This is a genomic window from Roseibium sp. LAB1, from assembly GCF_054658235.1.
Genome location: NZ_BAAGIB010000001.1, coordinates 532,058 through 545,586, shown reverse-complemented (window position 1 = coordinate 545,586; position 13,529 = coordinate 532,058). Strand labels below are relative to the sequence as shown.

The following is a 13,529-nucleotide window of genomic DNA, read 5'->3' as shown; positions in this document are numbered from 1 at the left end:
ATGCTGCCCATGTAGACGGATAACTAACTTTTTGTTAGTACGTACAAAAAGGTTAGTTTTGAGATTTTTTCAATCTCGCGTCAAAAAGATGGACATCGCGATGACCGACATGGACGAAACCGAACCCAGATGCTTGCTCAACAGCGGAGCACCCTTGTCCGAGCTGATACAGAAGGGGGAATTGCTCAACCAGAACTGTCCGTCCCGAGAGATCCTGAGGCATCTGACCAGCCGCTGGGGCGTGCTGGTGCTGATCGCGCTCCTGGAAAAAGACCGGCGGTTTTCGGAAATCCGCCGCACCGTGGGCGGTGTCAGCGAAAAGATGCTGGCGCAGACACTTCAGACCCTGGAAGCAGACGGCTTCGTCAACCGGTATTCCCATCCAGTGGTGCCGCCGCATGTCGATTACAGCCTGACACCAATCGGTCGGGAAGCAGCATTAAAAGTGCGCGAATTTGCCGACTGGATCGAGGTCAATATCGCGAGAATACTGTCTGCCAAGCCCGGCGTATCCGGAGCCGAGGCGGCAGAATAGAAGCGTGAATGCACATCCGGCATGAGCAACCGGACGTCAGGTGTCAGCGGGTGTATCGGTCGATGATCTGCCAGTATCTCGGATCGCGCCAGACTTTGGAGACGGCCGCAGACAACCGGCCCCTGATCTGCGGATCAAGATCCTTGTTGGCTGCAAGCCACTGGACGCCATGGGTGACAGGTGCGCCGATGACGAGACTTGCCGGGTCGTAACCCTGCTGGCGGAACATGTAGCTCGCACGAACCGACATGGTGTACCAGGCGTCGATCCTGCCGGTTTTGAGCATGACGCTCATCTGCTCGGCTGTTGGAATTTCCTCGACATTGCGAACCCCGAAACGGTGCAGAATATGGCTGCGCTGGCTGCCGAGATGGACGCCGATCACCTTGCCGCTTTCAATCGCCTTCTCAAAGGAGTCCAGCGGCTGATCCAGGGTTACGAAGGCACTTTCCGTGTACAGGAGGGGGGCGATATACTGGAATTTCTCGCTGCGTTTCCTGGAATAGGCAGCAGTGAAGAGAAGCGAACCGGGCGTGTTTTCCGCAAGCAGCTGCGCGCGCCTCCAGGGGGCAAAGCGGACCTTGATATCGATCCCGGCTTTTTCGGCAACAAGCTCCATCAGCTCGACCGAAATTCCCTTTTCCTGTTCGTTGATGGACAGCGGGGGCAGGTAGCCGGTGAAGGCGGTCAGTTCCTCTGCGTCTGCTGCCGACGGCAGGACAGCCTGAGCCAGAAATCCGAAGCCCAGCCCCAGTACCAGTGCGCGTACTGTCGCGAAAGCAAAACCCTGTAGTACAGACAAGACCCACCCCGATGTTCTAGAAGTTAATGCTGTTATTATTATCAGGGGTGTGTAACTGAATTCTAAAACTGCAAACTGTTCTTCAAATAAGCTTTTAATGCATGCATTAAACCACCCTGCCGGATGATCTTGTCCGGCAGGGCACCGATAATGGGATTATTCCGTCTTGGCAGGCGGCCTGCCGCCGTGAACGAAGTTCATGGCATGACCGTTGAGGCAATAGCGCAGACCCGTCGGCGGCGGCCCGTCCGGGAAGACATGGCCCAGATGCGCATCGCAGCTGCTGCAGCGGATTTCGGTCCGGATCATGCCGTGGGACTGGTCTTCAAGCTCGCGTATAGCGTCCGGCTCGACGGCTTCGAAGAAGCTGGGCCAGCCGCATCCGGAATCAAACTTGGTGTCCGACATGAACAACGGCGTTCCGCAGCACACGCAGTCGTAACGGCCGATGAGCTTGTTGTCCCAGTAGGGGCCGGTGAAGGGGCGCTCGGTACCGGACTGACGGGTGACATAGAACTGCTCCGGCGTAAGCTGTTCCATCCATTCTGCAGTGGTCTTCCTGATGGGGGGAGAAGCTTTGTCGTTGCGGGTGGCTTCGTCGCTCATTCGGCATTCCTTGTTTGACGTTTTTCAGAGAAATAAGCGCGTGTGCAGACGGCTTCAAGCTGGAGACGATAACGGTTTCGTCAACCTTCGACGGCATTAGGAGCCTGTGCATTGCTGGAAAAATGATGCTGTGTGTCGCAGGTGCAGGTCCGGACACTAACGGGACAGGTGGTTCAGGACGGTCTTGACCCGGTTGCCGCCTTCCTGGCGCGCCTGGAAAACGCAGTTTTCGGCAGCGGCGAGGATGAATTCGGAACTTTCCGACACCCCGGTCTGTTCGACAACGGCACAGGCAGCACCGACGGATGCCGTCACGATGCCGTTTCCAGCAGTGTTGTCCGGATTGGGAATGCCCAGGTCCTGGATTGCCACCTGAAGATAGGCGCTGATGGTCTCGGCACCCATTTCGTGGGTTCTGGGCAGCAGGAGCGAAAATTCCGCAGTCGCGGTTCGCGCTGCGATGTCCGCTGGTCGGCGCGCTGTTTCCTTCAGAGTTTCAGCGACCTTGGTGAGGCAGTCCTCGGCGGCGCTGGGGCCATAGTGTTCCGCAAGCGCCTCGAAACGGTCGAGCGAAACCTTGATCAGGCTGGTATGGGTCTTTTCGCGCAGCGCGATCGCCCATTCGCGTTTCAGGCTGTCCTCGAAGGCGCGGCGGTTGAACAGCCCGGTAAGCGGATCTGTCTGCGTTGCCGCATCCAGCTGATATTCCAGCTCCTTGCGTTTGGAAATGCTGTGGAAATAAATGGCGAAAGCATAGGGCGTGCCGGAGGCATCCTTCATCAGGTGCGTGGTCACCTCAGCCCAGACCATGGGACCGAAGGCAGAGCGTAGCTGAAGATCTGCATGGGGCAGGGGGGCATTCGCATCGCTGCTGCCGGACAGAATCCGGTGCAGAAGATCCGCGTCCGTGCAGGGACTGGCCAGATAGACCAGATCGCTCAGGTGATCGGCTAGTTTCTCCGCGCTCCACCCGAACAGCCGCTCGGCAGCGGGCGAGATGAAAGCGGGTGTGCCGTCGAAACCGATCAGCACGAGGGCCTCGTTGCTCAGTTTGACCAGCGTTTCGAAGTCGATGCTGGACGGGCGGAGAAGATCCGTCCCCGAAGGCGTATCCCTGTTGCTATCCAACACCATCTTTCCTTGCCTCGCTCGAATTCCGTGGCAACGCGTCCTCAGTTTGAAACTGAACGGTATTCAAGCTTTGAAATCAAGTGGCAAGCTGCCTTTCTTGGATGGGGGCACGCTGTACAATGTTGGCTGTCGTATTTCTGGCGCCGATACCGCAGCTTTCATCGGTGATATGTTTTCAGCATAGAATAAATCTGTCAGATCCGGTCCTGTCACTCATGCCCCTGACAAAAGCGCGAATGTGACGCGGGTGAAATAACTGAAAATCGACAGACATAAGCTTGAACACGCAATTTCAACTGCCTAAGACATGTCATAACCCATCGGGACCGTTATTATCCGGCGGATCGGGGCTGATTCGAGTAGGCCCGTTTCCGTCGTTTCTTTAAAAACCGTGACGAAAGATCAGCATGACGCCAGCAATGATCGACGACACCACTCTTTATGCCGTCCTTGCGCCCTTTGCTGCGGCTGTGGTTGCGCCTTTTCTGACGCGCTGGTTCAAGCACAACGCGGCCTGGTTGCTGGCAATCGTGCCAGCCCTGATCTTCCTGCATTTCACAGGGTTCGTGGAACCGGTGTCGAAAGGGGAAAGCTTCGTCGCGGCAAAGGCCTGGGCGCCAAGCTACGGCGTGAACTTCTCCGTCTATGTGGACGGCTTGTCGACCCTGTTCGCCTTGCTGATTTCCGGTATTGGAACGTTCATCATCCTCTATGCCGGCGGTTACCTCAAAGGTCACCCACAACAGGGCCGGTTCTTCTCTTTCCTGTTGATGTTCATGGGGTCCATGCTAGGCCTCGTTCTCGGCAACAACCTGATTTCGCTGTTCATCTTCTGGGAGCTGACGTCGATCACGTCCTTCCTGCTGATCGGTTTCGATCACCTGCGTGCTGCATCACGCCGCGCCGCGCTTCAGGCTCTGGTCGTCACCGGCGGCGGCGGCCTTGCGCTGCTGGCCGGGTTCATCCTGATCATTTCCGCGACGGGCGAAATCGAGATGTCGGTGCTGCTGGCATCACCGGACATCATCAAGAACACCACACTTTATCTGCCGATCTTCCTCCTGGTTCTGGGTGGTGCGTTCACCAAGTCGGCACAGTTCCCGTTCCATTTCTGGCTGCCCAACGCCATGGAAGCGCCGACGCCGGTCTCCGCTTACCTGCACTCGGCGACCATGGTGAAGGCCGGTGTCTATCTGTTGATGCGCATGCATCCGCTGCTTGGTGGAACAGAACTCTGGACGACGGTCCTGCCGCTGTTCGGCGGAATGACCCTGCTGGTCGGCACGATCCTGGCGGTGCGCCAGACCGACCTGAAACTGATGCTCGCCTACACGACGGTGGCATCGCTCGGGCTTCTGGTCATGTTGACCGGGACCAGTCAGGAAAAGGCGCTGGAAGGCGCGGTTCTCTATCTTCTCGCGCATTCGCTCTTCAAGGGCGCGCTTTTCATGGTGGCCGGTACGATCGACCACGAAGCCGGCACTCGTGACATCACGAAGCTGGGCGGTTTGCGGTCAGCCATGCCGATCACGTTCGTGGCCGCCTGTCTGGCAGCGCTCTCCATGGCGGGCCTGCCGCCTTTCATCGGCTTCATAGCCAAGGAAGTGCTTTACTACGGCACCTGGGGCTGGCTGGAACTCGGCCTGCCGATCACCGTCACCGCGATTGTCGGCAATGCACTTATGCTGGTGATTGCAGCTGCGGTCGCCATCAAGCCCTTCCTCGGCCCGAAAGTGGAAACGCCAAAACATGCGCACGAGGGACCCGTCCTTCTGTTCGCCGGACCTGTTTTCCTCTCGGTGACCGGGCTTGGGCTTGCCTTGATCGCCCATACGACCGGTGAACTGTTCATCGGGCCCACCCTGTCGTCGCTTGTCGGTGAAACCACGCAAGTTGAACTGCATCTGTGGCCGACGTCGATCAATGCGCCGCTGCTGCTCTCACTGGTCACAATCGGTCTCGGTATCACGCTGTACACCCAGATTGATCGGCTCCGCAGCCTGATCGGGACGATCCTGACAGCAATCGGCTGGGGCCCTGACAAGGGGTTCGACCAGTTCGTGGCGGGTATCGTCGGATCGTCCTGGCGGATTACTCGCGTGCTGCAATCGGGCAAGATGCAGACCTACATGATGTTGACCTTCATCTTCACAGGGGCCGCGGTGCTGTTGCCCGGCTTCCTGACGGGCAGCCTGCCGGCGATGCCGAAGATGCCGGACTACCGGTTCTATGAATGGGGCATCCTGCTGATCGCCTTCTTCGGTCTGATAGCGGTGCTGGTTGCCAACACACGTCTGACCGCCATCGTCTCGCTCGGCATCCAGGGCTTCGCGGTTGCCCTGATTTTCATGATGTTCGGCGCACCAGACCTGTCGTTCACGCAGTTCATGGTGGAAACACTATCTGTCGTCATTCTGGCGCTGGTCATGACAAGACTGAACCTGTCACCAAGTGATCACCGGCACGGCCTTGCCGCGATTGGCACCGGCATTGTGGCGATTGGTGTCGGTCTCGGCCTGACACTGACGCTTCTTGCCATAACACAGCAGCCTTTTGACACGCGCTTGTCCGACTTCTTCGCGCAGTTCAGCCGCTCCATCGCCCATGGCCGCAACATCGTCAACGTGATCATCGTCGACTTCCGCGGCTTCGATACGCTTGGTGAAATCGCGGTGGTGGTTCTGGCCGGTCTGTGCGTGCTGGCACTGATACGGGTCCGCACCAAGCCTGAAAAACCGATCGAGAAACCGAAGACGGTCGAACCACCCACTCCAGCCCGGACAGGGGAGGCTCACTGATGCGTACGATCATCTTCCGCACCATTGCGCCCTATCTGTCTGCACTGATGGTCCTGTTTTCGATCTTTGTGCTGTTACGCGGTCATAACGAGCCGGGCGGCGGGTTCATCGGCGGTCTGATCGCCGCGTCGGCTCTTGCGATCTTCGGTATCGCCTGCGGTGTCGCCTCCGTGCGCCGCGCCATTGTCTTCCACCCAATGGGCGTTTCCGGTTTCGGGCTGTTCCTGGCAGCCTTGGCCGGCCTGCCGTCGATCTTCAAGGCGCAAGCCTTCATGACCAGCCAGTGGCTGGAGCTGCATATGTTCGGTGTGGAAATCGCATTGTCCACGCCGTTGTTCTTCGACATTGGCGTTTATCTGGTGGTTGTCGGCGCAATCGGCTCCATTGCACTGGCGCTTGAAGAAAGAGAGGCCGACTGATGGAAAGTGGCGTCGTCATCCTGATCGGCCTGTTCTTCACCGTGGCCATCTATCTGATGCTGTCCAAGCAGCTGGTTCGCATTCTTCTTGGCATCGCCATTCTGGGCAATGCCGTGAACATGCTCATCTTTACCAACGGGCGTCTGACCCGCGAAGTTCCACCACTTATTCCGGAGCATCTCTATTCTCCGGAAACCGCAACGGCCAATCCGCTGCCGCAGGCGCTGGTGCTGACGGCGATCGTGATTTCCTTCTCGTTCTTTGCCTTCCTGCTGGTACTGGCCTTCCGGGCCTACCAGGAGCTGGGAACCGATGAAGTCAACGAGATGCGCATCGCCGAACCTGAACACGACCAAACTCCGCCGCAAGGGTACTAAGCTACATGGCCGGTTCTTCCGTTTCCGTCGATCTTTCCCAGGCCATGATCACCACGCCGGTTGCAGCGGGTGACTGGCTGGTGGTCGCGCCTTCGCTGATCACCATTCTGGGTGGTGCGCTGTGCCTGATGCTGCGCAAGAATACCGATTTGCAGCCCAAAGTCGGCATCGGGTTCCTGGCGCTGCTGGTGCTGGCAAACCTGGCTCTGCTGATCCGCGTGCTCGATCATGGTGTGATCACCATGGTCATGGGGAGCTGGCTGCCGCCCTTCGGTATCGCCTTTACCGTTGATACGCTCGGGATCACGCTTTCGCTGATCGGCTCCATCGTTGCCTTTTGCGCAGGTGTTTTCGGGGCGGCTACCGTCGACAGCACCGGACGCAGATACGGCTTTTATCCGTTTCTCCTGCTGCTGATGACAGGTGTCTGCGGCGCTTTCCTCACCGGCGATATCTTCAACCTCTATGTCTGGTTCGAGGTTCTGCTGATTTCGTCCTATGGGCTTCTGGTTCTCGGTAACGACCGGATCCAGCTCGATGGTGCGGTCAAATACGGTGTCCTGAACCTGATCGGTACCAACCTCTTCCTGATTGCAACAGGCCTGCTTTACGGAATTTTCGGTACGCTCAACATGGCAGACCTCGCCATGAAGGTGGCTGCTCTGGAAAACCCGGCCTCCGGCACGCTGGCGACGGTTGCCGCGCTCTATTTTCTGGCCTTTGCCATGAAAGCGGCTGCGTTTCCGGTCAATTTCTGGCTGCCGGCTTCCTATCATACGCCCAATGTGGTCGTGTCGGCGGTGTTTGCCGGTTTGCTCACCAAGGTCGGCGTTTATGCGTTGATACGCATCTTTGTCCTGATCCTGCCGGCCTCTCGCGGCTACATGGCAGATGTAATCGCTGTGGTCGCCATCGCCACCTTGCTGACGGGCGCAATCGGTGCATTGGCGCAAAGTGAAGTGCGACGGCTGCTCGGCTATGTGGTCATCGCCGGTATCGGGTCCATGCTCGCCGGTGTGGCTGTCGGTTCGACGCTGGCGGTGTCCGGTGCCATATTCTACGCGGTTCACTCGATCATCGTCATGACGGCACTCTATCTGGCAGCGGGGATCATGAACATGATGGGCGGTTCCTACGATCTGAGACAACTCGGCGGGCTTTATCAGAAGAGCGCAGCCTTCGCGGCCGTGTTTCTGGTGCTTGGTTTTGCCGTATCCGGACTGCCGCCGTTCTCCGGTTTCTGGCCGAAGGTCATCCTTGTGGATGCCGCCTTTGCCGACGGCCGGGCCTGGTTGGGGGCCTCCATCCTCGTCAGTGGTTTCCTGACTACCCTTGCGATGGGCCGGGTCTGGATCTTCGCTTTCTGGCGCGGTGGACCTGAAGGCACGGCGGATGGACAGGCCGTTGCCATATCGGGAGAGGCGGGCAGTCAACTTTCGGGAGCTGCAGTGTGGTTGCCGCTCGGAATTCTGACCGCGCTTGTTATCTATTTCGGCGTGCAGCCGGAATGGATGCTGGAGCTTTCAACGCGAGGGGCAAGCGGCATTGTTGAGCCGTTTGGCTACCTGCGTTCGGTTTTTGGAGGCCAGGGATGACCAGTCTCTTTCTCATCAACATTCTTCTGATGCTGGCCTGGGGCGCTGTCACGGGCAGCTTTTCCGAAGTCAATCTGGCCTTCGGCTTCGTGCTCAGTTTCGGGGCGCTTTATCTCATCCGCGAACAGGTCGGTACGGGGGCCTATTTCCACCGGGTCTCCAAAGGGTTCAGTCTGGCAGTGCTCTTCGTCTACGAACTTGTGCTGTCTGCCTGGCGGGTCGCGATCATCGTGCTCAAGCCCAAGATCGAACTGCAGCCCGGCATCATCGCGTTTCCCCTGACGGTCGACAGGGACTTCGAAATCACGATGCTGGCCAACCTGATCACCCTGACGCCGGGCACATTGTCCGTTGATGTCTCTGAAGACCGGAAGACGCTGTATGTGCACTGTATCGACGTCCCCGATCCGCAAGCCACGATCGACGACATCAAGAACGGATTTGAACGCAAGATCCTGGAGGTGTTCAGATGACGCCGTTTGAGACCTTTGCTTCCCAGTTCCTGCATGTCAGCGTCCATATAGCCTTGGCTCTGCTGACGATTTCCTTCATCATCATCGTGGTGCGGACAGTCAAGGGACCGAGCCTTCCTGACCGCGTGGTCGCCCTTGACATGCTGGTTGCCGTTGGCATCGGCTTCATCGCCGCCATTGGCGTGTCCACCGGCTTTTATCTTTACATCGACATTGCGATTACGCTCGGCCTCGTCGGCTTCCTCGCGACGGTCGCCTTCGCACGTTTCGTCCTGAACCGCGGCCTTGCCGGGGACAAGACGATCATGGACGAGGTCGAGGAAAGCATTAAGCGTCAGGAGGCAGGACAATGACTGCTGCCATTGAAATCATTACCGGGATCATGCTTGTCATCGGTGCTTCCTTCGCGCTGGTCGCTTCGATCGGTATCATCCGGCTGAAAGATGTTTACATGCGAATGCATGCGGCCTCCAAGGCCGGTACGCTGGGGTCCGGTGTCATGTTGCTTGCGCTGGCAGTCCACGCGGGCGACCTGGCCGTTGTCACGCGTGCGATCGCCGGAGTGGTATTCTTCCTGCTCACCGCCCCAATTTCGGCTCATTTGTTGGCAAAAGCTGCATACGCAGCCGGCTACCGTCCCTGTGCCGATACCGAGGTAGATGCCTTGGCAAAAATTGTCCGGCCGAAGAGCTGAGGCATGATGAGTGGCAATGGTCCTGAAAGACAGATTTCCTGACAATACTATCGGTCCATTGTCAAACTAGGTGCGTTAGGTAGAGCCAATATTTGTACAATTTGATTTTTATTGCTTCTGATCGATTTTTATTTGAATTACGGGGTTGTCGTCCAACGAAAGCGGCTATATAAGGCAGTGACGATTGCCTGCAAAGTAGAATCGTTTTTGATTTCTGGGCCCGCAAGTAACTGAATTTCTAGTTCCGCTTTCGGCAGACATTTTTTGCAGGTAAACAACAAAGCTAATTTTGAAATCAGTAGAGAACGGGTGAAATATGACTGACAGTCCGGTGGATGCGAATCTGATTGATCTTACGGCAGACATCGTCTCAGCCTACGTGAGCAACAACACCGTAGCGTCAACAGATCTGCCTGGCCTGATCAACGAAGTTTACGGTGCGCTGCAGAGAACAGCCAGCACCTCGACGGAACCCGAGCCCGAGCCGCTGAAGCCAGCCGTGCCGGTGAAGAAGTCGGTCATGCCGGACTACATCATCTGCCTGGAAGACGGCAAGAAGTTCAAGTCGCTGAAGCGTCACCTGCGCACCCACTACAACATGACCCCGGAAGAATACCGCGAGAAGTGGGACCTGGGTGCCGACTATCCGATGGTTGCGCCGAACTATGCGGCTGCCCGTTCGGAACTGGCCAAGAAAATGGGCCTCGGCCAGCAGCGCAAGCGCTCCAAGTAAAATCGTCTCGGTTTCGGCTGAGAGAAAAAAGAGCTGCCTTTGGGCAGCTCTTTTTGTTTTTGCGGCGCTTTTGGGAGGTGTCGCCGGGGGGGCTTGCCGGACAAAATCGCAGGTAACTGCGCTCAGGCAGCAGCGAGCGCCCCTTGGGCATCGGTACGGATGCGTCCGACCATTGATTTGAGGCCATTTGAGCGTTGCGGTGTCAGGTGGTCCTGCAAGCCCAACGTGGCGAATATGGCTTCGACATCGGTGTCCAGAATCTCCTGGGCAGTCTTGCCGCTGAACAGCGATGTGACGATGGCGACCAGACCCTGAACGATCAGTGCATCGCTGTCGCCCCGGAAGCTGAGCACGGGGGTGCCGTCGCTTGTCTTGTCGATTGAGGTGATCAGCCAGACCTGCGACACACATCCACGCACCTTGTTGGTGTCGGTCTTTTCGGCTTCGGAAAGATCAGGCATCTCCTTGCCAAGGTCGATGAGGTATTTGTAACGATCTTCCCAGTCGTCGAGAAAATCAAACGTCTCAAGGATTTCGCTCAAGGATGTGGTCATGGCACCGGTCTTTGAAGGTCTTGTCCGCCTTCATATAACTCGTGAGCGGCAAAGTGCAAATGCCGGCAGGTGCCGTGGAGGAGAAGAATAAAGATACGCCGCAGATGAAATGGGCAGCTTTCCATCTGCGGCGCAGCGGAACAAGCCGCTGAAGTGAAGCCGTCTTTGCGTTGCTGCTGTGCAGCAGCGCTCCAGCGGGGGCGCAATCGGCCGTTTTCGGATCCAGGAGGTCGTAGGATCGTGAACGGCCAGTCCGCTCAGGTCTTTTGGCCTGAGCGTGGTTTGGGCCGTGGCACCGGCCCAAGTACTGCCTCTAGCGAAGAGACGTTATCGAAGACCGGCTGCCATGACGGGCTGCCGGCAAATATCTGAGGTGCCTGACCTGAGGGCTGAGTGGAAGTGTCGTTGGTTCCGGATACGGGTGTCGACCCGGTCACCAGTTGTTCGCTTCCGGATTTTTCGGAGATCTGAGTGTCGAGAAACTCATAGACAATCCTGGCGCCGTCGCGAGCGCGGCTGCCGATTGCCGTCAGTGCATCGCCTCCCGTTTCGCAGGCCCGCGGATTGCGTCCGCAAAAGCCGCTGATGTCCGACATCGTTGCCTGTGCCGCCAGGAAGGCGGACACCGGATCGATGGTTTCCACCGAGGTATCTTCCCGATCCGACCCGAGGGGAATCAGGACAAGCACCAAGGTGAGCCAAAAGGCCGTCCTCAAGAGAAAGAGCATGTCGCTACCCATAGTCTGTTCAGTCTTGCGTGCCTTTGTGCCGTTGGCACGCTTGTTATGAAGGTACATTACCAACGACATGAGAATCCCCGGTTGAACGGGAAGAGCCAATTTTCATAAAATAAATCAGGTATTTAAGTCGTATTTTCTGAAATATTGATTCAAATTTTAGCCATTGGCAGTCAAGCTATTGAGATGACGAGACTTTTTGGAAAAAAGCGCGATTTGGATTCATCCTTTATCGTTCCTTAAGTGCTGCAACCGACAATGGCCCTACAAAAGGTGCGAGCGGAAATTTCCGTGGTTGTTGTGTGGTAGTGTAGAGTGCGTAACCTTCTGAAAAACTTGCGAAATGTCTGGGAGCATTGGGTGGCTCGTGTGGATGGAATGATTCATCCCGAAGCTGCGGCCGATCCTTTTCTTGCACCGTTGCATCGTTCGTTCCTGCTCAGCTGTTTCGCCAGCGGCGCGGCTGCTCTTGTGGTGCTGCCGTTGCATCTGGCTCTTGCCGGTCCTCCTCAGGCGCCGACCTTGCTGGCGTTGGCGTGGATGCTGAGCCAATGGCCTTTGGCGCTCTATCTGTCGCAATCGGGGGCGCTGTCGAAGGCTGCGGGACTGTCCGCTTCCATGTTCGCGCTGTTTGTTGCCGGGGTCTGCGCGGTTACCGGAGGTGCGCAGTCCTTTGCGTTGGTCTGGCTGCTGGTTCCGCCGATGGAGGCAGCGCTCGCGACAAGCCGGCGGACGGCACTTGCAGTCACCGGGCTTTGCGGCGCATCGGTCCTTGGCCTGACCTTTCTTCCCCTGCCTGTCCTTTCGGCAGCGTGGTTTCCGGGACTGGCCGCACCGATCGCGACACTGGCGGCTCTTCTTTATGTCGGGCTCTTGTCCTTGCGCATCGCGCTCGACCGGGCTCTTGCACAGAAACTTGTCCGGGCGACGGAAGAAAAGCGCCTCCAGATCAGTCAAAGCGTTTCCGACATCTATTGCGAACTCGACCCGAGTGGTGCGCTCAAGGTCATTGGTGGCCCGGTCAAGGACGTTCTGGGTCATCTGCCGGTGGAAAGTGACGAGGATTGGCTGTTTCCTCGCCTTCATGTCGCGGATCGCCCGCTTTACCTTACCTGTCTTTCCGAAGCCCGTTTGAACGGTGCAGTCCAGACTTTTGAAGCACGGCTGAGGATCGGTGCAAATCGCCCCGGAGAAGCCGGGCAGGCCGACTACCGCCGGCTTGAGGTCCAATTGCGTCCCGGCCGGCAAAGTGGTGCGGTTGCCGCAAATACCGCTGCGCTCCTGCTGACCCTTCGGCCGCTTGAAGCCATCGAGCCGCTGGCAAGACCGGACGCCGGAACGTCCATTGAATGCAGCAATCGTGCGGATCGTATCTCGCGGGACATGCTCGAAACTGCGGGTGCGGAGGCGTCACAGGCGTTTTCCGATATTCTGGCACAGTCCGAACGGCTTGATCGCCTGGGGTTCGAAACATCCGACCCCGCACTCAAGCAGGCCGTGCAGGCGTTGCGTCAAAGCGGTGAGCGTGGTCTGGCTTCGCTGACCGCAGCGCTTGATCTGGTTCCTGTCGAAAAATCCAAGAGCGAGCCTGATATTACCGGAGTCGATGTCGAGACCTGTCTCAATCAGTGTGTGGACATGGTGGCGACGATTGCCATGCGGCGGGGTGTTGCGCTGGAAGTGGAAACCGGTCAGGAGCCCTTGTTGGTGGCCGCTGACAGGAAACTGCTGCGCCAGGCCATGTGTTTCCTGCTTGCAGATATGGTGGAGACCTCTGAAACAGGAGCCGTGCTGAATGTCGGTGTGCAACTGCATAGCAGTAGCGCCGACTACATGTTCTCGGTGAAGAACAGGCAGTCGAGCCTGTGCTGGAGCGCTGAGGCGTCGGCAACCGTGCTCGGCCTTTCCAGAACCCTGCTGGAGCGCATGGGCGGCAGCCTTTCGGTTCAGACCGTTCTGGGGCAGGGGGAAAGCGTGACTGTGACCCTGCCACTCCGGGGCCAGGCCCAATTGGGCACCGATCAACCCGGAAAGATGCTCCGTGTCGGGCAACTGGCAAGATCGGCATAGGCGGC

15 protein-coding genes are annotated in these 13,529 nt (G+C 57.7%); 10 read left to right on the top strand and 5 right to left on the bottom strand.

Annotation, left to right across the window (positions count from 1 at the left end; translation table 11 throughout):
- The first annotated feature begins 100 nt into the window (after positions 1-100).
- A complete protein-coding gene (locus ACYQ54_RS02615) occupies positions 101-535 on the top strand; it encodes a winged helix-turn-helix transcriptional regulator (protein WP_460079028.1) in 435 nt (144 codons plus the stop codon).
- Between the two features lie 43 nt (positions 536-578).
- Here the strand turns inward: ACYQ54_RS02615 and ACYQ54_RS02610 are convergent, their stop codons facing one another.
- The 3 genes from ACYQ54_RS02610 to ACYQ54_RS02600 all read right to left on the bottom strand — a co-directional run bounded on the left by ACYQ54_RS02610 (position 579) and on the right by ACYQ54_RS02600 (position 3,077).
- Positions 579-1,337, bottom strand: a complete 759-nt coding sequence (locus tag ACYQ54_RS02610) for a substrate-binding periplasmic protein (protein WP_460079026.1) — start codon at positions 1,335-1,337, stop codon at positions 579-581.
- Between the two features lie 156 nt (positions 1,338-1,493).
- Positions 1,494-1,943 (bottom strand): peptide-methionine (R)-S-oxide reductase MsrB, encoded by a 450-nt coding sequence (gene msrB / locus ACYQ54_RS02605; RefSeq protein WP_460079024.1) that lies wholly within the window; start codon positions 1,941-1,943, stop codon positions 1,494-1,496.
- 156 nt (positions 1,944-2,099) lie between these two features.
- Positions 2,100-3,077: a GGDEF domain-containing protein gene (locus tag ACYQ54_RS02600; protein WP_460079022.1), complete on the bottom strand. Its 978-nt coding sequence runs from the start codon at positions 3,075-3,077 to the stop codon at positions 2,100-2,102.
- Positions 3,078-3,481: 404 nt separating this feature from the next.
- Between ACYQ54_RS02600 and ACYQ54_RS02595 the strand changes: the two genes are divergently transcribed.
- From ACYQ54_RS02595 to ACYQ54_RS02560, 8 genes are all read left to right on the top strand, one after another.
- Complete coding sequence (locus tag ACYQ54_RS02595) at positions 3,482-5,872, top strand: putative monovalent cation/H+ antiporter subunit A (protein ID WP_460079021.1); 2,391 nt, start codon at positions 3,482-3,484, stop codon at positions 5,870-5,872.
- Positions 5,872-6,291: a Na(+)/H(+) antiporter subunit B gene (locus ACYQ54_RS02590; RefSeq protein WP_460079018.1), complete on the top strand. Its 420-nt coding sequence runs from the start codon at positions 5,872-5,874 to the stop codon at positions 6,289-6,291. The genes ACYQ54_RS02595 and ACYQ54_RS02590 overlap by 1 nt, the downstream gene beginning before the upstream one ends.
- Positions 6,291-6,668, top strand: coding sequence for a Na+/H+ antiporter subunit C (locus ACYQ54_RS02585; protein WP_460079016.1), 378 nt, complete (start codon positions 6,291-6,293; stop codon positions 6,666-6,668). The genes ACYQ54_RS02590 and ACYQ54_RS02585 overlap by 1 nt, the downstream gene beginning before the upstream one ends.
- Positions 6,669-6,673: 5 nt before the next feature.
- The gene (locus ACYQ54_RS02580; RefSeq protein WP_460079015.1) at positions 6,674-8,263 is read left to right on the top strand and encodes a Na+/H+ antiporter subunit D; all 1,590 of its coding nucleotides are present in this window, start codon (positions 6,674-6,676) and stop codon (positions 8,261-8,263) included.
- Positions 8,260-8,736: a Na+/H+ antiporter subunit E gene (locus ACYQ54_RS02575; RefSeq protein ID WP_460079013.1), complete on the top strand. Its 477-nt coding sequence runs from the start codon at positions 8,260-8,262 to the stop codon at positions 8,734-8,736. Before ACYQ54_RS02580 ends, ACYQ54_RS02575 begins: the two co-directional genes overlap by 4 nt.
- Positions 8,733-9,089 carry a cation:proton antiporter gene (locus ACYQ54_RS02570; RefSeq protein ID WP_460079011.1) on the top strand — a complete coding sequence of 119 codons (357 nt, stop codon included), beginning with the start codon at positions 8,733-8,735 and terminating at the stop codon, positions 9,087-9,089. Before ACYQ54_RS02575 ends, ACYQ54_RS02570 begins: the two co-directional genes overlap by 4 nt.
- On the top strand, positions 9,086-9,430 hold the full coding sequence (gene mnhG, locus ACYQ54_RS02565) for a monovalent cation/H(+) antiporter subunit G (RefSeq protein WP_460079010.1): 345 nt from the start codon (positions 9,086-9,088) through the stop codon (positions 9,428-9,430). Before ACYQ54_RS02570 ends, mnhG begins: the two co-directional genes overlap by 4 nt.
- Before the next feature lie 316 nt (positions 9,431-9,746).
- Positions 9,747-10,163, top strand: a complete 417-nt coding sequence (locus ACYQ54_RS02560) for a Ros/MucR family transcriptional regulator (RefSeq protein WP_006939826.1) — start codon at positions 9,747-9,749, stop codon at positions 10,161-10,163.
- 122 nt (positions 10,164-10,285) lie between these two features.
- Here ACYQ54_RS02560 and ACYQ54_RS02555 read toward each other — a convergent pair whose 3' ends face one another.
- Together ACYQ54_RS02555 and ACYQ54_RS02550 are read right to left on the bottom strand one after the other, a co-directional pair.
- On the bottom strand, positions 10,286-10,717 hold the full coding sequence (locus tag ACYQ54_RS02555; protein ID WP_460079008.1) for a SufE family protein: 432 nt from the start codon (positions 10,715-10,717) through the stop codon (positions 10,286-10,288).
- A 257-nt stretch (positions 10,718-10,974) separates the two neighbouring features.
- Positions 10,975-11,526: a DUF5330 domain-containing protein gene (locus ACYQ54_RS02550; protein ID WP_460079007.1), complete on the bottom strand. Its 552-nt coding sequence runs from the start codon at positions 11,524-11,526 to the stop codon at positions 10,975-10,977.
- Between the two features lie 297 nt (positions 11,527-11,823).
- Between ACYQ54_RS02550 and ACYQ54_RS02545 the strand changes: the two genes are divergently transcribed.
- Positions 11,824-13,524 carry a sensor histidine kinase gene (locus tag ACYQ54_RS02545; protein ID WP_460079005.1) on the top strand — a complete coding sequence of 567 codons (1,701 nt, stop codon included), beginning with the start codon at positions 11,824-11,826 and terminating at the stop codon, positions 13,522-13,524.
- The last annotated feature ends 5 nt before the right edge of the window (positions 13,525-13,529 follow it).